The following is a 22,310-nucleotide window of genomic DNA, read 5'->3' as shown; positions in this document are numbered from 1 at the left end:
ATTATAGCCAATTATTTAGTTATGATAAAAAACATATTGCGATACCTTAAGTTTATTAATCATCCCAATCATCATAACCACCTTTAACATCCATAATTTTAACTGCCCGCCAACCCCATTGATTTTTCTTTTTATCTAAACTTAACAATGCTAAACCTTTTACTTGAGCATCATCAAGAATATTATGAGCAGAAACCAAATTTTTAGGGATGAAAATATCATTATCTGTAAAGCCATTACCGCTAGATACTTCTACAGACTGATCAAATTCTTTCAATAGAGTAGGAACAGGCTTATCTGATAGTTTAACTTGATGAGCTTTAAAACGTTTTTTGCCATCTTTGGTAGTATGAGTAGAAAGGGTAACATCAAGTACATCTAATACATTCACATTACATTTTATTTCAGTAAGCGGAATTGCAAAGTCAAAATTTTTATCGACCAAACAATTAACCATTTTTTTCTCTTGATTAATATAGGTAACAACCGCTTGGTAACTCGGAAAAATCTCACTTTGCTCTAAGCATTCTGCAACGATGTAAAGATGGAAACGACCTTGTTGCATTTCACCTTTGACTTTAATAGCTGTATTGACTTTTTTATTTGCTAAAGTGATTTTATTATCAGGCACTGAAATTTCTAATGGAATCTTATCTAAACTTAAGAATAGCTTACGATTTTTTTTACCATTATTTTCAAAAACATCACCTAATACTGCTTTAACCCAAGGTAAATTTTGATGAAGCAAATTTTCAGCAGTAGGGGCATTTTGAATATAGATATTTTTGTTTGAATCTGTGGCTTGTGTATCATTATACCAAGGTTCCAACATCAAATTTTCAACTGCTTTAGGAATTTTCTCATCTTTACTATTTTTATAATGAATGATTTCATCAAGCTCACATTTCGCTTTCTTATATTCTTTCTGAGCAATAAACAATTTAGCGAGCTTAATTTTTATTTTATACACAAAACCAATATCTTTTTGATTAAGCAGTGCTTTTGCATAGCAGGCTAAAGACATATCTTGCTGTGCCTGATAAAGATCTCCTAAAAAATCCCATAGCCAATATTCATTAGGCTTAATTTTCAATAATTTAACTGTGAGTTCTTGAGAACGCTCATAGTCTCCCAAGAAATGATAGGTTTTAGCAAGATCCCATTTTAGCCAAATCAGATCTGAACAAATTCGGGGACTTTGTTTTTCAATTTCAGGTAAAAGTGCGGCTAATGTCTGTTGATTTTTATGGGCAAGCCCTGATTTGAAAATAGCTCGGAATACATTCAAAGCTAAAGGTGATTTTTCTCTCTTTTCTCCATTTTTATCTTCATAATAGGATGGTTGGTAATCTTCACGAAGTAAATGAGTAATTTTCCATTTCATCATAAAATCCGAAAAATCAATATTTTCTTCATCAGATATTTTTTCCATATTCAATAACTTTAAAGCCAACCATAAATAGCAATGATGTAATGAAGATGGCTTTTCCGTATTTAATCGTAGATATTCATCAAAATAGCGTTTAAAATTTTCAATTTTAATCGGATTTTGTTCTAATGCAAGTTTAGCAAGACGATAGAGATCCCAAGCAAAGCTAGTTTGTAATTCAATATTATCTGGACGCTGTTTTAATAAGCGTAAATATAGATTTACCGATTTATGATATTGATGATTTTTACTTAATTCTTTAGCTTGTTGAATTTGTGGTTGCAGTGGATCGCTTAAATTGAGAGTATATTGTTTTTGCTTGAACAGAATATCATCTGATTGATCAACTTCAATTTGTTCCAGTTGCTCAATATAAATAGGCAACATTTCTGAATGCGTTAATCTCATATCACGTTTGATCAAATCAATTAAAGTCCAAGCATAGGCTTTTTCTGTCCATTCATCATAACCTTGTTTCATTGCTTCAAGAGCCATTTGATAGGCTTGATCAAGATTACCTTTTTTACGTTCTGCAAAAATTTGTTTTGAAACGGACTCTTTTTTTTGTTGTGGTTGATTCACCTGTTGTAAGCTATTTGTTGTCAACCTTCTCAACAGACTCATTACTTAACCTCACTAATCCATTGGATCACTTGCGATAAAAAAGTTTTATCACTTAAATTTGGTTGCGGTTGCACCGTAGTCATTTGCTGCTTACCGTTATACCAAAAATCAATTACAGCTACTTTCCCTTGTTGTTCAAATGAATAACGCTGATTATAAGATTGTTGTTTACAATCAAGAATATTGAACTGATATTTTTCTGCACAACTAGCTATTAATTGATGAAATTCATTTAAGAAATCTTCCATAAAATGAATTTCTTTTACTGCTTCTTTATTTGGGATATGATTTGTAATCAACTGATTTTCCAGAGCAGAAAGTTGTTCCATAATCCATTGTAAACTTTCAGGTACTTTAATTGCGATTACTTTGCTAATTCTTTGTTTTCCATTGTAATGCACTTTAAAACGAGCCATTTCATTGTTGAATTTCACTTGATAAATATCATGATAATAATTAGGTTCAACTTGAGTAATCGTTAAATCAGGTAAAAGTGCAGTAATTTTCTTGAAAATTTGTTTTGATATCCCAGAAAGATTAGCTCCAACATCAGAACAAGCTAAGTTCTCATCTAAATCTTTAAATATTATAGTTTCTAATGGGTTTAAATCTAAAATTTCTTCATTTTCCATTTCACTTTTTTGGTTTGTAATTTCAGTAATAGGAGGTTCAAGCATATCAGGCATACCGATGATTTTCAATTTACTTGTAATTCCAATATTAGGTGGCTCAATTAAATAAAGATTTTTTGCTGTTCGAGTAATCGCAGTATAAATCCAACGGAAATAATCTTGTGTACATTCATTTTTATGAGCCTTGCAGTTTACAAATACTTTATTCCATTCACTACCCTGAGCTTTATGGCAAGTAATTGCGTAGCCAAACTTAAGCTGTAATGCATTAAAGTAAGGATCTCCCATTAAAGCAGATTTAAATTCTTTTGGATTTTTCTTCATACTTAATTCTGGATGACGAATACAGAAATCAATATAAAGTGCTTTATTCTCATCAGAACTTAAAGTTGGCTGAGATGAATAAAGCAAATTTTCAATAATTTTGCGTTGTTCCCAAAGTGTCTTCCCTGTTTCATTTCGAAAGCCAACAGACACATCTCTAAATACTAACTCTACTATCGTTTCTTCAATAGCCCCTTTCTTATTTTTTCGCTTTAATTTGATAGGATGTATTTCAGATTCAGAACTGACCCATTTGACTAAGCCAAAATCGCCATTAGAAATATGATCTTTATTTCGACAAGCCATAACTTTATCACCTGCAGTAATTTTTTTCTGATTAGGAAAAAAGTGCTGGCGAATAGCAAGATTATATTCATTTACTACTCTATTTGAATAGGCTATAACAATAGCTTCATTATTAATTTGATTATTACAGGCTTGTAAATAGGCAGGTAAAACTTGATCAGATTTAATTTCAAAAATATCTTTATTATTAATATCAAATTGAATTTTATTAAAGACTTTTTTCTGTAATGATTTGCGCAAAGGAAGGGTATTTTTTAGAATACCGCTATCTGCTTTTTGACGAACTATATCTGTTAATTCATATTCTGAAATGTTTAAATTGAAATGATTATTCAAATACTCCTGATTTAACGCTGGAGAATAGCTCATTTGTACCGGCGGAAGTTGAGCATCATCGCCAATAAAGATGATTTTTTTATTGTGGTTATTTTGATCGATATTAATAAATTTCAGTAAATCTTTGAGTAAATAGCCGGATCCAAAACGGATAAATTCGCCATCCATATAACTATCTGAAATCATTGAGCTTTCATCAACAATAAAGATGCAATCTGCCGACTTATCATTGACTTTAAAATCCGTATAAAATTTATAAGTATCAGGCTGACTCTCATCTCTGTATTCAACTAATTTATCTACGGAATAAATAGCTTTGTGAATAGTACTTGATTCTTTCCCTGTTTTTGTTCCCAACACTTTAGCGGCTTTCCCAGTTGGAGCAGCAAGCATATAATTTCGCCCAATAATATCAAGATAATCCGTGAAACCTTTGATAATAAAGGTTTTACCTGTACCAGCATAACCTTTTAACAGAAAAGCATCTTTCTGTTTGTCCTGCAAGAATGCTTCTAAATAAGCAACAAGCGTTTTTTGCCCATCTGTGAGCTGATATTCATTATAAGCATCAATTAATTTGAATTGAGAAAGTGTAACTGTAGGCTCAAGATCGGTTTTAGCTGTCGCCTGTTGGTATTTTTCAATTTGGCTTTGACGCACTAACTCAAGCTGGCTTTCTTCGAGTTCAGATTGCAGTTTTTCAGCTTTTAAGGCTAGTTTTTGCTCTGTTTGTTTAAGTTTTTCAATTTCAGCTTGTAGATTTAGGTTGGCTTGCTCTAATTCATCAAGTACTTTTCGATGTTTAATCGGTTTTTCAAAATGTGGATAATCTGCTTCAGGAAAACGACTAATATAAAGCCATTTACCTAACAAATAAGCTTCACGCACCCAACCGATAAGCTCAAACTCATTCACATTATCAGGTATGCTTCCGTGAGCTGCATGGTTACCTTTCATGCGTAATAAATGTAATTTTTGATGAATTTCAATAGGCAAACTTTCTTTGAAATGAGCATTATTCATTCGATCAATAAGAGAGATATTTGCATCATTTTTCAAATGAAGCTGACGATACAAGATCGCAACAAACTTTTCAGAAAAGCAACGAAGTTTTACTAAAGATGACTGAATATCAGAATAAATATAATATTCCGCTCCCTTGCCAAATTCGGCTAATTCAGGCTCAATGTCTGCTAGAAGTTTAAAATTTGAAGTTTGCTTATTATACACGTTAAAACCCATATTACGGCTAAGAATAAGAGAAATGTTATCAAAGAATACTTGCTTTAACAATTTCCCTTTTCAATTATCTTGAAAAAGAATTACACTTTACAGCCAACCTACTTCAATCTTTAAATTCCCTACAATCATAAACTAATGTTTTTTGCAAAAATCTGCGAAAAAACAACCACTTGTAAATAACAATCAAAACGTCCCCTTTACCATCTCTACTCTCTTCTCAATCCCACTTAAAATCGGTTCGGTAATATTTAGTGGAATATGCTCTACCGAAATATCACCCAGCCCACGAACTGAAGCACAAATCTCGTGCAATATTTCCTCTACAATTTGTGCTGATAATCCAGCTAATTTTGCTGTATGAAAAATATGACGAAGCTGGATTTTATCCCATAAATAATGTTTATTTTTTTCTCCGTGCCACGCCATTGCCATTTTGACTTTTTGCTTTTGTAAGCCATTCGGCTTAATCAGCGGATAAGCGGAAATCACATCATAAAATGGAGTAAGTTTAAAGCGGTTATTCGGCTCTAAAAAAATACTGAAATTTTTAGCGTGTCCGTCAATCGCACAAAGCAACCAAAAGAGAATTTGGGCTTTGAAAAAATCTTTTTGATCTTTCATTGCATTCGATGAGCCTTTGAGCAACTGCATAATCGGCAACATGCCAACGCCGCCATCAGCTTCATATTTTCGAGCCGGAGCAATATTGAAGGCTTGACACATATCTTCTTGCGGTAGGCGGATAAGATGAGAACTGTCCTTCGACCAACGGCGATCAAAACGTTCAACAATCAACACTTGCGTTTTTCCGAAGTGAGCTATTTTCGCACTAGGTACTTTCAATCCAAATTTAGCGAGAATTTGCAAGCATAGCCATTCATTTTCACAACTGCCGGAAAGATCAATCTGCCCCTGTCCGACTATGCCGATAGGTAACTTAAAAATATGGGTTGTCGGTGTTGAGGCTAGCGGACGATGCCATTGCTCTTGATGATAAAGCAAAGCGGTTTTTTCCTGTGCGCCGGCAAGTGAGATGCGAAAATCGTCCTGCTCTTTCATTCCCAATGGTAAACTTTGATAATTGAGCAGAGTATGTTCAATCTCTTCCTCTGTCAGTGGTTGGGATAAAATAGATTTAATTGATGAAGGAGATTTGGCGTAAAGCTGAATTGCCCCGACACAATCCTGCCCGATCACAGAAAGCAAATCAAAGGGAGATTTCGTTGTGGTTTGAAAACGCTGTTGAATGCGTGAACGAATTAGCTCGTTATCCGGCAATAAATTATCGAAAAAATTATAGACAACATCACCACGATAAACCTTATTTGATAGCGGTAAAGAAAGCGAAATGGCACGACTGCGAGCAGATTCCAACCAACTAGGATAGTATTGAAACTCTGTTGAACCATCAGCAAATTTCCGCCATTCGCCCACTTCGATACCGTTCATTGCCAGTGTCAAAATCTGATTTACCATACTTCACCTTCATCATCATACTGGATTTCCGAACTTTTCGGACGGGGTTGAATAACTAACTCTAACTCTAAAGCAGTGAGAATATTAAACAGCGTTTCGATTTTTGTACCAGTAGGATCGTTTTCAAATACGGAAATTGTCGCTTGCTTGGTATTCGCAAACTTCGCTACTTCCGTTTGCGATTTTTTCTGCAAGTTACGGTACTCTTTTATTGCGTGAGCCAGCATTTGCGGTGTAGTCACAACCATTGGGAACATTTTAACCTTCCTTATACCATATAGAGGATAAAAACAAGTTTATACCCTAAAAAGGATAAAATCAATAATATCCTTTAAAGGGGATATTTTATAAATATAAAATCCTTCTTGACCCTAAACAAACTTCAACCTTTATAATCCCCACCATCACAAGCGGTCGTTTTTTTGCAAAATTTTGCGGTATTATGTAGCAAATGCACAAAGATTTAATTTTCTGTTTTTGCTACATTTTTCTCACCTATTATAACTTAATTAAGGGTAAGAAAAACCTATGGGACGAACAGTATTAGAAAAAGCGTTAACAGAAGCTATTGCAGAATGTGAAAAAGACGGTGAAGCAATTGAAAAACAAATTACCGCCCTTCAACGACAGTTGAAAGATATCTATCAAAAAATGGCGGATTATCGTACCGCGCTTAGCCATTCGAGAAATACTCACTATTCAACCAGTAAAAAAGCAAGAAATGCTCGTTTTCTTTCTTCTCCTCAACAATTAATTGCCAGTATCTTGAAAAAACACTCGGATAAGTGGTTAAGTACAAATGAAATTGCCCATCAAGCAATGGTATTAGACGGACAAAAGGTAGGGCATACCTTACCGACAGCGCAAATACAGACAATCTACACGGTTTTGCAGTATTTGATGAAGAAAGCGTTAGTTGAAAAATGCTGGAAGGATAAAAAATGTCATTGGCGGTTAAAGGTCAAATAGTACAGAATATGACTATTGGTGTTTCAATCGCCAACGAATATTGACTACATTATATTCAATCCGCTCAACAATCCCTTTATTTAACCAGTGACGTAATGCGCCACGCATTGATACAGTATGTTGAGCTGTTATCGGTTTATCTGTTTGTCCGTCTTTAATTAACACTAAAGTAATCAGTTCATTTACGGTAAAGCTACGGTTTGGCTCTTGCTTCAATACTTCAAGTACCATTTTTCGCAATTTGCCTTTGAAAAGGCGCTTATGGAGCTTATAGGTAAAATTAGCTGTATTGTATTCATTAACAGAATGGGGATGTTGTAATACCTCAAGGGCGTGCTTGAGTTTCTGTAATTTATCATCCACAAGGGCTAAATGTTTTACTACTTGCTCTCGCTCACGCTGTAATAAGCGAATTTTGTTTTCTATTTGATTAATACAGACTAATTTTGCCATTATTGCCAGACGACCTCTTGATGGATAATTTTTCGTTGCCAGTACCCACACCATTCATTATTTTTATTCGTCGTATGCAAACATTTACCCAAGATGTCATTAAACTGCCAACCATTTGATTTTCGTCGGTTATCTTCACGGTAAGCAATTTCATTGGCATAATTGAGTAAATAGGTATTACTCATTTTATGCGTTTGGCCGTAATACATTCGTTTGAAACGGCTAAAGAAACTTTCTGCTTGATTATTGGTTACACCTAAATCACTACGATACATTTCTTTATGATTCACTGTTTGTAAATGGTAGTGTGGCAACAATACTTCATAAGCATGACTTTCATCGGTATTAATACGGCTATTGGCTTTAACAAAACGCGTGGCAAAAGCGTGAATAATGGGTTGAGATTCTGTTTTTGCTACCATGACTAATGACCGTTTTGCTCCGCAATGTAGTACGTTTTCTTGCTTTTCATCGGTAGCATAATGTTCTCTAGCCACAATAATACAACGCTTATCAGGGTTTTGATTTTCAGCTAGACGATAATCTAAGCGGTCACTTTTTTTATTCGCTTTGCGTGGTGCTGGATGAACGTAAGTACCATCCATATCAATTTCCCCAGATAAAGGTTGTAAATCTCTTGTTTCCAATAAAGCTTTACGGATTTTATGAGATAATACAAATGCAGTTCGATAATTTACATCAGCATCACGAGAAAGTTGTAGTGATGAAATGCCTTTAGCAGCATTTACGAACTTAGCTATAATATAAAGGTAAGTTTGTAATGACTTTTTGCGATTAGCGAAAATTGAGCCAGAGGTTATGCTAAACGTGTGATTACAATACTTGCACCGCCATTGCTTTCGAGTAGAAATGAAATAGGCTTTATGAGCTATACCGCATTTAGGACAAACAACATTTTCCTTGCTTCCCCAACGTAACTGGCAAAGTAAATCAAATGCTTCGTCATCAGATAGGCGAGCTATCTTGATAGGAGAAAGCGTTCGGGCTTTGCTAGTTAAAAGGAAGTGTTGAGCCATGATGTTTCTTTGATTTAGTGATTGATTTAATATAAAATAAACCCATTCGGGTATTGTTTATTCTCTAAATTATACTAAAAAGAACATAAAAAGTCAATATGGAATGCTCAAATGAACATAAGTGATAGATTAAAAGCGTTGCTTGACGCTCAATCTTTAACAATTAAAGCCTTTTCAGAATTAACAGAAATTCCTTATCGTTCTGTTCAAAATTACTTACGAGAAGAAAGAGATCCAAATGCAGAGGCTCTTAATAAAATTTGTGAAAAGATGAATGTAAATTTGAATTGGCTGATTACAGGGAATGGTGAGATGTTTATTAATAAAATCGATCATTCCACTTTAACATCTAAAGAATTAGAATTAATTGAGAAAGTAAGAAGTACAACAGATTTAGGTCAGAAAATCATTCATCAAACAGCAACCATGGTTTCAGAAGAGCTAAAATAATTGTTAGAAATGATTGCTATTAGAGGCTAAAATTAGTTGGTGTATGAATAGTAAATTAGCTATTATTAGAGGTAATCGTCTTTAGAAAGGCTATATGAGAGAGTAGCGAAAAGTTTTTCATATAGACGTAAGATATTTGCATCATAGAGATGTTGCAAAATAAAAGCACGCATATAGCGTGCTTTTGTTAGCCTATTTAGTCAAACAGCAAGCCTTGTTTATCATCAATAAGGGTTGATTTTGATTCAATTAAAGATTTTCCATCAAAAATTTTCTTAGCCAAATCATCAAAAAATTCTTGAGTAAAATCCGTAGTACCATCATTGAATTGCCTATAGAATTTCACCCCTACCAATCTTACTCTATCAGATTCCTCTATAATAATATCCTCTCCATTCATCTGCTCGAGCATATTCTCTTTCCATTTATCCTGTAGATAATATGGTTCCCCTTTTGGTTCAAGAATAACCTGATAGAAAGTCTGTTCATTATCATTGCTTAGAATTAAGATAAAGTCTGGCATAAACCCTCTAACACCATCAAATTCAGTTAATTTGAAACTAGATGATCGTTCATCGTTGCGAATGAGATAAACATCTCTATACTTTACTTCAAGCTTCAAGATGACCTCATGCATATCGCTTAACATTTGATGTTCTAGTTGATTTAAGACTGCATTATCATAAACAAACCATTTCTTACCAATCATATTTTTAGCGGTGATTTTTTGAGAAATGTTGTCTGTACTATCTTCTACTTTAATTTCGTAATCTTTAATAATCTCATTAAGAGCTGTACCATAGAACACCTTTGTGCCAGTAGCTTTTTGATAGTTTTTGGTAATATTAATTGCTATCTTAGCTAGTGCTTCTTCTAGTAGATTTAGCCTTTCTTTGGGTGTTAGTTCGCTTAAATTCAATCCTTCTGGAATTGTTACTTGCACTTTTATGCTACTTAAGTAATCTCTGATAAATTCATCAATGCTGTTTAAAATAGGAAAGTATCGTTTTAGGTTACTAAATTGATAAAATTTCAATCGTTGAATAGCTTTTCTAAAATATGATCTTCCAGCTTTTAATGTTTCAACCTTAACTGATTTACTTTTAGAGTTAGCAAGGTTTAAATTTTTGATTTCTGATAATAAACTTTCATCAGCAATCTTATAAGATAAAAATATGTCCTTATCAGTGTAAGAGTGTAATGTTCTTTCTTTTGGGCTAACTGATTTAGTTCTATTACGATATAGTTTTCCTTCTTGATAGGCTAAAGTCTTTTTAAAACTTTCTTTTACTTTCACAGTAAAAACCTGTTCTGAGCCATCAAGACTAGTCAGCAAACGAGTTTGTGTAATTGAGTTATTTAAGTTATTGATATAACTCGTTTCATTAATAGTGTGATAATGCAACTGTTCTAGAATAGCTAATTCAGTATTTTGATTATCAAATCGTCTTTTTCCTAGCTTTTCATTTTTATAAAAGAATGGGAAATATCTTGCTCCACGACCAATTAATTGAGCTTCTTGATTAGTGCTAGCTGAAGTTGAAACAGCTTTTTCACTAATTCTGACAATATCGAACAAGTTTAATACATCCCAACCTTCATTTAGTTTGGCAACAGCAAAGACCACTCGGAAAGGGTTGTTAGCATCTTCTAATGTATTGAGTATTTTAGCATTGCCTTCATCAATCATTTCTTTGCCGTTTGCATTAATGATATTTAATTCATTAAAATCTTTTTTAATACCTAAAAGCACATCTTGCAAATCTAACTCGCCGTAGAATTTTGCTACTTTATGCCAAATGCTTGCTGGCTTATCAGATAATACCTTTTGCTTATCTTGTAAATGATTAGTAATTTGTTCAACAGTCAAATCATTAATAACTTGATTAAACTCTTCATGTTTATCTATTGACACATCAATTTGATTTGATTTAAACATAATCACTGGTTTGAAACTTAAGATGCCATTCTTACTAGCAATTAGCTTGCGATACTGACTAAGCAAAATGGCATCAAGCATTTTAGTTTTATCATCTTGATTGACTTGTAGTAACATTACTTTTTTTGAAAATCCATCTTCCATGAATTTTCTTAAATCGTAGCGTTGCACAATTTTATCTTTATATTTGTTAAATAAATCTTCATTAGATAAATCAATAGTTGCTGTAAACTCCAATAGTCGATTGCAATTATTTATATTGAGCAATTTTTCAATTGTTCTCTCCCATTTGCCAGCATCTTCTTTTTCTTTTTTAGTTGAAGCGGTGGCCGCATTGTAATGGTGCGCTTCATCAGCCAACATAACTAATGGTATATCTTGTAAATCTTCAAAAGTAATAGTATTTTCTTTTTGGTTGTTTAAGTCTAAATGAACCTTATTAATGGTTGCTAGTTTTAAGTAAATTGTATTGTCATTTGGTGTTTTTGGGAAAACATCAACTTGTTCAATTTTTATATCTCTACCATCAATTTCAATGACTGGAGTAAATAAATACTTAGAAGAACCGGAGTTGACTAGGTTATCAATGGTTTTTTGTAGAATCCCGTCAGTATGAACAAAGAACAGGAAATTTTGGAACCCCTTTTCTTTAAACAGATATAACATAGTCGCAGCCATTAACATGGTTTTACCTGCACCTGTTGCTAGATTAAACATTAAGTGGCGGAAATTAAGCTCAGTTTTGCTATTAGATTGACAATCATGGAAGAAAAATAGTGTTTCTTCCTGATATGGGCGTAGTTTATCCTTGAGGTTATTCTGAATATATGAACAGTCCCAACGATCATTATCACCGAATAGGTCTAGATAGTTCCTTTTAAATCGCTGTCTTAATTTTCTAACCAGTAGTTCACTATCATCAATAATTAAAGTCTTTTTCTTAGCCATTTTATATCTCCAACTGATAGAAACTTTGAGTGAACTTTTTGTCCGTATCAGAGATCTTCATCTCCACATCGTCAATTTCTGATAAGTTTACATATAACTGGTTTTTATCTAGCAATGCAATCAGCAATTCTTTTTGTTCAGCAAGAGATAGTTGAGAAAATTCAACTTCATGCTCAACACCATCTACCTCATAGGTTGATTTCAATAGGTTTTCTAGCTCAATTTGGTAATTAAGATAAGCTTCATGTTGCATAACATCAAGAATAGAGTTTAGCTGTTCGGTAGATTCTGCTCTTAATATAGAATCTACATAGCTTTGGTTTAGTTTAGCTAATTCGCAATAGACGAATGAGCCACCACCTTGCCAGTCAATCGCCTTTGATATACCACTATTATCACCTTGTATTACATTTTGTAATCGTTTCACAGCTAGTGTTTCAATATAGTCCATTTGCTCGATTCCGATATATTTCCTACCCGTTTTATGAGCAACAGCTGCGGTTGTGCCACTGCCTAAGTGATAATCCAGTACAATGTCTTTTGGATTAGTTGTTAAGTCAATAATTCGCTTAAGTAATGCTTCTGGTTTTTTGCCAGTTGGAAAGCTCACACCGCCTTCATTTTGGGTATTCTGAAAATCTATATCACTCCAAAAATCACATAGCAACATAGACCAATATTCACCTGAAGATTTATTTACAATTACTGGCTTGAGTCCACTTTTAATTAAAGTAATGACTTGTCCATTGTAATATAAACCTTCTAACTCACCATCAACATAATTCTCATAGATTTTGTCTTGAAATTTATTTCTAGAGATGTTGGCAACTTTTTCATTTTTATGTGACTGCAACCTACAAATATTTTCTTTATGTTTGTTGATGAATTCATTGATTTTTTTATCTGTTGGATTTAGATCTGCAATAGGTATATCAATTCCCTCCTCAATTAGAACATCTTTTAATTTTTTTAATGCCCATTCTCCAGATTCAGTTTTATAGAGATATTCGGTATAATGTTTGTCCCAATTTTGACGAGGAATATATTGCGGATTAAGTGTTACGCTTTTCTTTTTATAAACAAAAATAGTATCTTTTTGCTTAATTATTTTAGTATTCTTATGCGCTGTTTTTGTTCCGCTGGGAGTTGATGAACGAACAGCAATATTTGCTAAGAAATTTTCACTACCAAAAACTTCATCCGACAACACTCTTAAATATCCGTCTTCATTATAATCACACTGTATAACAATAACTCCTTGCTCATTCAATAAATCACGAGCAATTTCCAAACGGTTTTCATGAATGTTAGCCATGTAGAACGGCTAAATTTATCGTTATACATAAACTCATCAGAGCCAGTATTATAAGGGGGATCAATATATATCAGCTTGATTTGTCCTTCATAGCGTTTTTTCAAACTATGCAATGCTAGTAGATTGTTCCCTTTAATAATTAAGTTATCTTCAAGAGTTATTTTTGAAATACCATCTTCTACACCACCAGCAGAGTATCTTTTTGCATTAACTAATACTTTAGGTTGTTTTAGTCTATCAATTTCGTCAGCTGCAATAATTTCATTGTAAAAAACTTCATTTTTCCCGATTTCAGATCTACTCATGCCGCCTTCAAGCATGCAGTCTTTAAAAGGAAAATCTAAAACAATATCACCACTATCAATTAGATAGTTACCGTTAGATGTTAAACCTATTTTGTTTTTATACTTTGTAAAGCTGTCTTTCCAATACTCCTTATATTGAATCAAATTGATTAATTTAGCAAAATCAAATAATAAAATGCCATCAATGTCGGTGCTATACTGCTGTTTTAATTTTTCATTCGATGCTAAAGCTTTTATTATCAATGGTTCTTTGTTCTCTATAGCCGTAATCACTTCGCTTCGTTTCAATGTTTCACCATTCCAATATTGTGGGAAGCCCTTTAAAACAGAGTTAATTTCTTTTAATAGTTGAGTTTGCATACAAAGTTCCTAAAGTATTTTGTTGAAAATCCAATCAATTATAAGGTAAACATGAGGGAGATAAAAGAGTTAATGGTATCAACTTCCCTATTTATGAACTAGGTAAGCTAAATATCACTCCAGAGCATAATATATTAGAATTTATAGGGTTTAGTTTACACAAAATTGCTAAATTCTATTCACTAACTCAAGATGCTTTTAGCGCACAAGTCAAAGTGAAAATAATAGATATGGGAGAAATGAACGAAGAAACAGAAGATAAAATAGAAAATCTTAGCGCTAAATTAGTGAATAAGAATACTATCATTGTTGATAGTAAAAGATATTATCGCTGTCCTTAATACTAATTCCTTTGTTGCCACCCTTTGGGGTGGCTTAATATTAAAATTGCTCATTATTTATCTAATTCATTGAATTAAAACTGATTAAAAATAAAGCAAACAAACTAGGTAAATATCATAAATATTACCCATTATTCCTAAAAAATAATCTTTCTTTATCAAAAACTTAAAATTATTTTGCAATATTTATTAAAAATAACTTGACAAGCATTCTGATTTTTGATTGAAAATTTCGCTTGACATGTCCCCTAATAACTTATATCATTTTCGCCACGGATAATAGTCCCTTTATTACAGTTTTTGATTGTTTTTAAGCCTAAAAAGGCTTGGAAAATCGAGAGTTGTAATAAAGGGACTTTTGTTTTTTATGGCACAGCATTTCCTGTTATCTGCAAAAGCTCGCCGCTTGTCACTGATACAAGTGGCTGGGCTTGCTGATACTGAAATAATGGCTCTACTCAAAAAGGCCCGATGGGGAACAGAAGAAGAGCAAGTTTGCCCTCGCTGCGGTATTCGTCATTCTGCCTACTTCATTAAAACTCGACAACAATGGCAATGTAAGCATTGTCACGCTCGCTTTTCAATTACGACAGGTACTATTTTCCAATCCCATAAATTATCACTAAGGCAAATTCTTATTGCCCTATATCTATTTACTACCGAGAGTAAAGGATTGTCTGCCGTTGCGCTTTCACATAAGCTCAATGTGCAATATAAAACAGCTTGGATTCTTCTGCATAAATTCAGAGAGTCACTTAATCTCACTAAAGATTTAACCGCACTTTCGGGCGAAGTTCATATAGATGGTTGTTATGTGAATTATTATCTTCGCCCAAAGAATTTCAAACATAAACGTATAGATAGACGAGCAAAACGTAATCAACGAAAAGATAAAGCGTGTGTTATGGTATTTCGCCAACGAGCTACTAATCAGAATAGGATTCAAGGTGCGGATAGAAGTATTGTAGCGCTTATTAAGGAAGAAAATACTCAAGATATTCTAGCCCTAACACATAAATTGGTGAAGCCGAATAGTATAATTTGTGCTGATGAAAACTCTGCTTACGACAGCCTTGCTTTGCATTATCAATTAGAACGGGTAAATCACTCACAAGAATATTGTTCAATAGAGGGGATTACAAACAATTTAGCAGAATCCTTTTTTGCTCGGTTACGAAGAATGATTACAGGGATACACCATCGAATGAGTAATCACTACCTTATTCACTATGCGAATGAAACCGCTTGGCGAGAAGATGAACGACGTAAAAGTATTCAAGAGAAATTCAATGAATTACTCAATAAATGCCTAAGTTGTCCGCCATCACGCCATTTCGTCGGCTATTGGCAAGGTAATAAAAGACCGCCCGTTTCCTTTGGGGTATCAAGTCTAAGTGATAATCAACAATACCATATAGCAGCTTAATAGAAAAAGGGAGGTATATTTACTATGAAATCTATCATTGTTATTGATATACAAGATATTCATTTTGATTATGAAATGGATAATACTCACGATTCCGTACAAGATGATACAATTTGGTTAGCATTGGAAAATGAAGAGGGGTTGCCTTGGGATGTTGTTATTGGGCAGTAAGAAGAATCTGATAAACCACGTTACAGTTACCTCTGGTGAGATGTGACAATTTGTAAAAGACAATAAATTAGAAAATGTCAATGTGCCAAAAGAAAGCGATATATTGAAATTTTAGTGAGTAAAGCGCGGTCAAATATCGATAGAATTTAACCGCTATACTGCTTATAATAAATCTTATTAACCTTATCTTAATGTGTTATGATTGCTTCAATTCTTTCCAAGCTTGAAAAATAACCTCTCGTGCCGCTTGAATCGCAAGAAATGCTAATACAAAAGCGACAATTAAATCGGGATATTTTGATTGGGTGAAATAAACGACAGCGCCAGCTAAGATAATCACTACATTACCAATAGCATCATTTCGAGTACAAAGCCAGACACCACGCATATTGCTATCACCTTCTCGAAAATGATAAAGCACCCATGCTGCAGTAAGATTAATCAATAACGCGAGAGAACCAACAAAACTCATTTGGCTATAATTAGGTATATCCCCATAAAACCAACGGTACAATGTGGTGAAAAGAATAAATAATCCAAACCCTCCCATTGTTGTACCTTTAATAAGAGAGGCTTTAGCTCGATAGATTAATGCCATAGGCAAAACATACAGACTTATTAAATAATTTGCACTATCTCCAAAAAAATCAAGGCTATCTGATAACAAGGAAGTAGAACCTGATTCTATTCCCGTCACAATTTCAACAATAAACATGATGAAATTTAGCCCAAACGCAAGCCATAATGCATAACGGTATTGCGAAGAGAAATGAGTAGAATTTGAATGACAATGATTTGAACATGACATGATTATCTCCGTGAGTTTTCATTTAAAATTTAATAAACTATAAACTCCGTAATCATTACAGGGTCAATAGGTAATGAATAAATTTTTTAAAATTAATGAATTAAGTAAAGCGAGTGGGGTCAATTTAGAGACTATTCGTTATTACGAAAAATTAGGATTGATAACTGCGGCTCAACGGCAAAAAAATGGCTACCGTATTTTTAATGAAAAACAGCTGATACAACTCCGCTTTATTAAGACTTGTCGCTCAATTGGCTTTAGTTTAGAAGAAATCAAACAACTTTGTCTATTACAAGAGGATCCAAATAATCAGTGCCAAATTGCAGATGACTTGGCAGAAAAACACTTACAACAGGTTCTATACCAAATTGAACAATTACAACAAGTAAAACAATTTTTGGAACAATTTGTTGGTTGTAAAGAACATGATGTAGCACATTGTCAGGTAATTAAAGCAATTAGAGAGATAAAATAAAAGATTACTCATGATACAAATATAATCTCTTTAACTAACCATTCAATAAGTTGCAAAAATATTATTTTTAGAGGCTGAAGTAGATTAGCACCTAAATTAAAAAGCCTTGAGCTTATCACTACACTCAAGGCTTTTTTACGGTTGATTATTCAGTTTTTGGTTTCTTTGTGCAACTGCTACATAATACCGAAATTTTGCGAAAAAACAACCGCTCTTTTTCACTTCTATAAAGGATAACTATGCAACAAACCGAGATGAAAGGAATGGATAAGCCGATTCCCGCTTTGTTATTGAAATTCGCCCTGCCGAGCATTGTGACAATGCTATTTTTTGGGGTTCAGAACCTGATTGATGCCTTGGTGATCGGCAATGTGCTGGGAGCGACTGCATTGGGTGGAGTAAATATTATTTTGCCATTGTTTAGCTTGGAAATGGTGGTATCGATGATAATCGGGATTGGTATTCAAACGCTGGTTAGTCAGGGCTTGGGCAGTAAAAATCCTGAACAAGTGCAAAATGCACTGAAAACAGGCTTTATTGGCTTAACCGTAGTAAGCCTGATTGCGTCATCACTGCTGTGGATTTTCCGTGAGCCGTTAATTCGGGCAATGGGGGCAGATGATGTATTAATGCCACACGCACTTGCCTATTTCAATGGTTTAGTGCCGTTTATGTTATTGATGTCACTTGCATTTTATTTGGATTTACTAATTAAAGCGTTCGGCAAACCGTTGCTTTCTACGCTGATTATGAGCAGTGTGGTGGTGTTGAACATTGTGCTGAGTTTAACCTTTGTGTTGTGGTTGGATTGGGGCGTGTTCGGGGCAAGTTTTGCTACCAGCATTGCATTTAGTTTGGCATTTGTGGTGGCGTTCTTTTGCCTGCCGAAACCTTATTCGCTGTTTAAGGGCAATTTTTCCCGTCAATTATTGTTTAAAGCGTGCTACAACGGTTCGTCCGAAGGCGTATCGGAATTGTCGTCTGCGATTGCAGTGTTAATTATCAACCGCACCGTAATGGCAATGCTCGGGGCGGACGGTGTGTCGGCATATTCGGCAATCAGCTATATTCAGTTTATCGGCGTGTTGGTCTTTTTAGGGATTTCCGACGGCTTGATTCCGGTAATGGCATACCATTTCGGGGCTGGAAAAACCGAACGCTTACAACAGATTTTCCACTTTACCGCCAAAGTGAATGCCACACTGGGTGTACTGATTTTTACCGCCTTACAACTTTGGGGCAGTTACTTTGTTAGCCTATTTTTCCAAAGTGGCGATCACGCCGTTGTTCAGCTTGCCACCAATAGCCTGAAAATCTTTTCGTGGGTGTTTTTGATGGAAGGCATTACACTACTGATTATCAGTTATTTCACCGCACTAGGGAATGCCTTTGGCTCAATGATTATTGCCGCCCTGCGTGGGGTAATTTTTATCGCTATCGGAATGGCAATTTTGCCACCGTTGTTCGGCACGGACGGCATTTGGTTTACCCTAATCGGCAGTGAATTATTGGGATTGTTGGCAGCAATTTGGTTGGTCAAACGCTATCAAGGTGCAACCTTTTCCAGCTCTACCCAACATTCTTGATAGTCGCATAAGCCATAATCGGGGCGGTAAGTAGCAGTGAGATATTGGCTGATTATCCGTTTTGGACGATAGCCTATTTCATTAGCTAATCTAATGAATTGTTCGCTATTGTCTGAACCGTCCCGTCCGAAACGCAATAAACCGTTTAAATAAGGCATCGGCTGGCAATCCGCAGGGCGGAGAATTTCCCCACTACGGTTTTCCGCCCACATTCCTGCTTGCCAGTGATAAAGATTATCGGTAAGGTGCAAATCGGCAGCTTGAAACGGCACAAGATATTGTTTCACTTCATCGGTATCCTGCAAATCGACCCGATAAATCATCGGCATTTGGCGGTAAACCAATGTGGCTCGGTTTGCTCTAATTCTTTCAAGCGAGCCAATGCCTGCTCTTTCAAATCGATTTTTGCCAAAGTTTGCTCTAATTTAGCGATTTTTCCCTGCAATACCGCTCTATTTTCCGCCAATAATTGCGACAAATCGTTTGTGGTCATTTGCGGAATCTGCTTGATTTTGCCAATCGGCACATCCATTTCCCGATAATCCAACACATCGAGCAATTCCAACAGCGTATTCACCGACACTTGCCGATAATCGTTCTGCCAATTCCGATTAAATGCCACTAGCCCTTCTTTATCCCAATAACGCAGAGTGGAAGTGGGAATATCCAAAATATTGGAAACGGCTTTCAGGCTTAATCCACCTTCCAGCCAATGTTGTTCTTTGCTTTTTTCTGATTTCATTTAGATTAAAATAAAAGCCCGTGACTAGCACGAGCGATTAAATATTTGAACACAAGTTAGTTTAGTAAAAGCTCTCTATTATATGAACAATCCATTAAATAGAGAATTTAACCTATTTTACGTTTTTATTTTTCTTGTTTTTGTACCATTTAAAAGCAAAAAATAAAATAACAACACCTAAAATAGCGAATATGATATGTTGTCCATTTTTTACTTGCTCGTGTAACCAATCAAGGTTGCTTGCACCGTAGTAGCCTAAATACACCCAAATAGGTACAGAAATAACTGCAGCAACAAAATCCACTAAAAGAAATTTAGTAAAGCTTACTTTATGGCTAATTCCCGAAACAAGATAAACAACTGCCCTTAAACCTGGTAAAAAACGTGCCATAAAGAGCAATTTCCAACCTTGTTTTTCAAATCTTTCTTGCACTGCTGCAAAACGTACTGGGGTGGCAATTTTTCTGATTAGTGGGAATCTTAAGATTTTTTTACCATAAATTCGGCCTAGCCAATACATTGTGCTATCGCCAATGAGTACACCAAGCATACTGACTACAAACATCCAATGTACATTCGTATAGCCTAAACCAGAAATTACACCACCAGAGACAAGTGTAATATCTTCAGGAATCGGCACACCAAATCCACAAGCAAGTAAAACCAAAAATACGGCCCAATAGCCATAGCTACTAAAAAATGCAATTAACGTTTCCATATCACTCCTTAATAGTTAAATTTTTTACTGAGCTACGTTTTACAAGTTCAGGGAAAAACTCTAATATTTTCGGTTCTTTTGCTTTTTCATTATCTTCAATACGCTCTAATAATAATTCTAAAGCAGCAGCTCCTAGCCGTGATTTTGATTGATGTACCGTTGTTAATGGTGGTGCATAAAAACGAGAACTATGAATATTATCATACCCGATCACAGAAATATCTTGTGGTACTTTTAGTCCTTTTTCCGTTATTGCCGAAATAGCACCTAATGCCATAACATCATTAAAACAAAATACTGCAGTAGGTAAAGTCTGACCACTTTTCAATAAATTGGTCATACATTCATAACCACCTTCGGGTTCAAAATCCCCTTCTAAAACCCACTCATCTCTTAGGGTTAAATTCGAATCCGCTAGGGCTGTTTTAAACCCCTCAAAACGAGTTTTGGCAATGACTTTATTTAAATTGCCAGTGATCACCGCAATATCTTTATGGCCGTTTTCAATAAGATGTTGGGTTGCTAAATACCCTCCTTCAAAACCGTGATCTAAAATGATATCGCTACGCTCATCACTCATTCCCCAATCCATAATAACTTTTGGAATATTCGTATTCTCAAAAATATCAAATGAATTATCGGTATATTCAGAACACATCACTAAAATGCCATCTACTCGTTTTTTAATTAGCATATCTAAATGATTTTGAATTTTTTCTGGTTCGTTTTGCGTATTACATAAAAAAAGCGAATATCCTTTACGATAGCAAAACTCTTCTACTGCCAATACAATTTCAGCAAAAAAAGGCGATTCACTTGTTGTAATAATCATACCGATAGATTTGGTCGTATTAATTTTTAAACTACGTGCGACCGCACTTGGCGAATAATTTAATTCTTTAATTGCTGCCCAAACTGCTTTAGTCGTGTCTTCTGCAACAAAACGGGTTTTATTAATAACGTGTGAAACCGTTGTTGTTGATACACCAGCATATTTAGCGACATCTTTAATTGTTGCCATAATTGTCCCTTTTAAAATAAATAACGCTGCAATTATAACTGATTCTAAGTCAATTTGCTTGTAAAGAAAAATCGTTTAGATTCAAACGGTTATTTCTGTAAAAAAGTTTGCAAAAATGTAATGAAATATAACCGCTTGTTAAGATTTAATGGCAATCATTGAACCAAAATTAAAGCATTGGAACCAGAGTTCAACTTCCTCAAACCCTGCTTCTTTTAAGCGTTTTTTGTGAGTCTCTATACTATCTGTCAACATCACATTTTCTAACGCATTACGTTTTTGACTAACTTCTAATTCACTGTAACCATTTGCTCTTTTAAAGGTATGATGAAGATCGATTAATAGCTCATTCATTGATTTACTTTCAAAGGTAAACTTCTCTGAGAGAACTAAAATCCCTTTTGAATTTAATCCTTGATAAATTTTCTGCAATAACGCTAATCTATCTGCTCTTGGTAAAAATTGTAGGGTAAAATTTAAAACAACCATTGATGCATTTTGAATATCGACACTGCGAATATCGTCTAACAAAATTTCTACTGGAATATCTGAATGGTAAGCATTTAAATGGGTTTGGCAACGTTCTACCATCGGTTGTGAATTATCGACACCAATAATTTTTACGTTTGTTGCTTTAATATTTCGACGAATGGATAAAATCCCTGCCCCACGAGAACAACCTAGATCATATACGTTTGAAGATGCCGTTACAAAACGCTCCGCTAGCATTCCGATTGCAGTAATAATATTTGAATAGCCTGGAACAGAACGTTGAATCATATCTGGAAACACTTCTGCAACCGATTCATCAAAAGTAAAATCGCCTAATTTCTCGATCGGTGCTGAAAATAAAGTATCTTTTTGCATTTTTATCTCG

19 protein-coding genes and 1 pseudogene are annotated in these 22,310 nt (G+C 34.5%); 6 read left to right on the top strand and 14 right to left on the bottom strand.

Annotation, left to right across the window (positions count from 1 at the left end; all coding sequences use genetic code 11):
• Window positions 1-55: 55 nt before the first annotated feature.
• From PTQ27_RS09885 to PTQ27_RS09870, 4 genes are all read right to left on the bottom strand, one after another.
• Window positions 56-2,053 carry a tetratricopeptide repeat protein gene (locus tag PTQ27_RS09885; RefSeq protein ID WP_273748845.1) on the bottom strand — a complete coding sequence of 666 codons (1,998 nt, stop codon included), beginning with the start codon at window positions 2,051-2,053 and terminating at the stop codon, window positions 56-58.
• Window positions 2,053-4,944, bottom strand: coding sequence for an ATP-dependent DNA helicase (locus PTQ27_RS09880; RefSeq protein ID WP_273748846.1), 2,892 nt, complete (start codon window positions 4,942-4,944; stop codon window positions 2,053-2,055). Before PTQ27_RS09880 ends, PTQ27_RS09885 begins: the two co-directional genes overlap by 1 nt.
• Before the next feature lie 132 nt (window positions 4,945-5,076).
• Window positions 5,077-6,369, bottom strand: coding sequence for a type II toxin-antitoxin system HipA family toxin (locus PTQ27_RS09875; RefSeq protein WP_273748847.1), 1,293 nt, complete (start codon window positions 6,367-6,369; stop codon window positions 5,077-5,079).
• Entirely contained in the window at window positions 6,363-6,617 is a 255-nt protein-coding gene (locus tag PTQ27_RS09870) for a helix-turn-helix domain-containing protein (RefSeq protein ID WP_273749051.1), read from the bottom strand. The genes PTQ27_RS09875 and PTQ27_RS09870 overlap by 7 nt, the downstream gene beginning before the upstream one ends.
• Window positions 6,618-6,897: 280 nt before the next feature.
• Here PTQ27_RS09870 and PTQ27_RS09865 point away from each other — a divergent pair, with 280 nt between their 5' ends.
• Window positions 6,898-7,338, top strand: a complete 441-nt coding sequence (locus tag PTQ27_RS09865) for a prefoldin domain-containing protein (protein ID WP_273748848.1) — start codon at window positions 6,898-6,900, stop codon at window positions 7,336-7,338.
• Window positions 7,339-7,350: 12 nt separating this feature from the next.
• Here the strand turns inward: PTQ27_RS09865 and PTQ27_RS09860 are convergent, their stop codons facing one another.
• Window positions 7,351-7,791: a DNA repair protein gene (locus PTQ27_RS09860; protein WP_273748849.1), complete on the bottom strand. Its 441-nt coding sequence runs from the start codon at window positions 7,789-7,791 to the stop codon at window positions 7,351-7,353.
• Complete coding sequence (locus PTQ27_RS09855) at window positions 7,791-8,828, bottom strand: IS1595 family transposase (RefSeq protein ID WP_273748850.1); 1,038 nt, start codon at window positions 8,826-8,828, stop codon at window positions 7,791-7,793. The genes PTQ27_RS09860 and PTQ27_RS09855 overlap by 1 nt, the downstream gene beginning before the upstream one ends.
• A gap of 111 nt (window positions 8,829-8,939) precedes the next feature.
• Here PTQ27_RS09855 and PTQ27_RS09850 point away from each other — a divergent pair, with 111 nt between their 5' ends.
• Entirely contained in the window at window positions 8,940-9,278 is a 339-nt protein-coding gene (locus tag PTQ27_RS09850) for a helix-turn-helix domain-containing protein (protein WP_273748851.1), read from the top strand.
• Between the two features lie 196 nt (window positions 9,279-9,474).
• Here the strand turns inward: PTQ27_RS09850 and PTQ27_RS09845 are convergent, their stop codons facing one another.
• Both PTQ27_RS09845 and PTQ27_RS09840 read right to left on the bottom strand, forming a co-directional pair.
• Window positions 9,475-12,165 carry a DEAD/DEAH box helicase family protein gene (locus PTQ27_RS09845; RefSeq protein WP_273748852.1) on the bottom strand — a complete coding sequence of 897 codons (2,691 nt, stop codon included), beginning with the start codon at window positions 12,163-12,165 and terminating at the stop codon, window positions 9,475-9,477.
• A 1-nt stretch (window position 12,166) separates the two neighbouring features.
• Window positions 12,167-14,145, bottom strand: a pseudogene (locus PTQ27_RS09840) (DNA methyltransferase).
• Between the two features lie 708 nt (window positions 14,146-14,853).
• On the opposite strand from PTQ27_RS09840, the gene PTQ27_RS09835 reads away from it, so the two are divergent.
• Entirely contained in the window at window positions 14,854-15,912 is a 1,059-nt protein-coding gene (locus tag PTQ27_RS09835) for an IS1595 family transposase (protein WP_273748854.1), read from the top strand.
• 24 nt (window positions 15,913-15,936) lie between these two features.
• The gene (locus tag PTQ27_RS09830) at window positions 15,937-16,083 is read left to right on the top strand and encodes a hypothetical protein (RefSeq protein WP_273748855.1); all 147 of its coding nucleotides are present in this window, start codon (window positions 15,937-15,939) and stop codon (window positions 16,081-16,083) included.
• A 196-nt stretch (window positions 16,084-16,279) separates the two neighbouring features.
• Here the strand turns inward: PTQ27_RS09830 and PTQ27_RS09825 are convergent, their stop codons facing one another.
• A complete protein-coding gene (locus tag PTQ27_RS09825; protein ID WP_273748856.1) occupies window positions 16,280-16,891 on the bottom strand; it encodes a cation efflux transmembrane domain-containing protein in 612 nt (203 codons plus the stop codon).
• Window positions 16,892-16,964: 73 nt separating this feature from the next.
• Here PTQ27_RS09825 and PTQ27_RS09820 point away from each other — a divergent pair, with 73 nt between their 5' ends.
• Both PTQ27_RS09820 and PTQ27_RS09815 read left to right on the top strand, forming a co-directional pair.
• Window positions 16,965-17,366 (top strand): MerR family transcriptional regulator, encoded by a 402-nt coding sequence (locus tag PTQ27_RS09820; RefSeq protein ID WP_273748857.1) that lies wholly within the window; start codon window positions 16,965-16,967, stop codon window positions 17,364-17,366.
• 239 nt (window positions 17,367-17,605) lie between these two features.
• Window positions 17,606-18,952, top strand: coding sequence for an MATE family efflux transporter (locus tag PTQ27_RS09815; protein ID WP_273748858.1), 1,347 nt, complete (start codon window positions 17,606-17,608; stop codon window positions 18,950-18,952).
• Here the strand turns inward: PTQ27_RS09815 and PTQ27_RS09810 are convergent.
• The 5 genes from PTQ27_RS09810 to cmoA all read right to left on the bottom strand — a co-directional run bounded on the left by PTQ27_RS09810 (window position 18,913) and on the right by cmoA (window position 22,300).
• Window positions 18,913-19,281 (bottom strand): hypothetical protein, encoded by a 369-nt coding sequence (locus PTQ27_RS09810; protein ID WP_273748859.1) that lies wholly within the window; start codon window positions 19,279-19,281, stop codon window positions 18,913-18,915. The genes PTQ27_RS09815 and PTQ27_RS09810 overlap by 40 nt on opposite strands.
• Complete coding sequence (locus tag PTQ27_RS09805) at window positions 19,272-19,694, bottom strand: MerR family transcriptional regulator (protein ID WP_273748861.1); 423 nt, start codon at window positions 19,692-19,694, stop codon at window positions 19,272-19,274. Before PTQ27_RS09805 ends, PTQ27_RS09810 begins: the two co-directional genes overlap by 10 nt.
• A 112-nt stretch (window positions 19,695-19,806) precedes the next feature.
• Complete coding sequence (locus PTQ27_RS09800) at window positions 19,807-20,412, bottom strand: DedA family protein (RefSeq protein WP_273748862.1); 606 nt, start codon at window positions 20,410-20,412, stop codon at window positions 19,807-19,809.
• A 1-nt stretch (window position 20,413) separates the two neighbouring features.
• A complete protein-coding gene (gene purR / locus PTQ27_RS09795) occupies window positions 20,414-21,433 on the bottom strand; it encodes an HTH-type transcriptional repressor PurR (protein ID WP_273748863.1) in 1,020 nt (339 codons plus the stop codon).
• Between the two features lie 138 nt (window positions 21,434-21,571).
• Window positions 21,572-22,300: a carboxy-S-adenosyl-L-methionine synthase CmoA gene (gene cmoA, locus PTQ27_RS09790; RefSeq protein WP_273748864.1), complete on the bottom strand. Its 729-nt coding sequence runs from the start codon at window positions 22,298-22,300 to the stop codon at window positions 21,572-21,574.
• Between the last annotated feature and the right edge of the window lie 10 nt (window positions 22,301-22,310).

This window comes from Mannheimia cairinae, assembly GCF_028649535.1.
Classification (GTDB): domain Bacteria; phylum Pseudomonadota; class Gammaproteobacteria; order Enterobacterales; family Pasteurellaceae; genus Mannheimia; species Mannheimia cairinae.
This window is presented reverse-complemented; position numbering and strand designations above follow the sequence as displayed.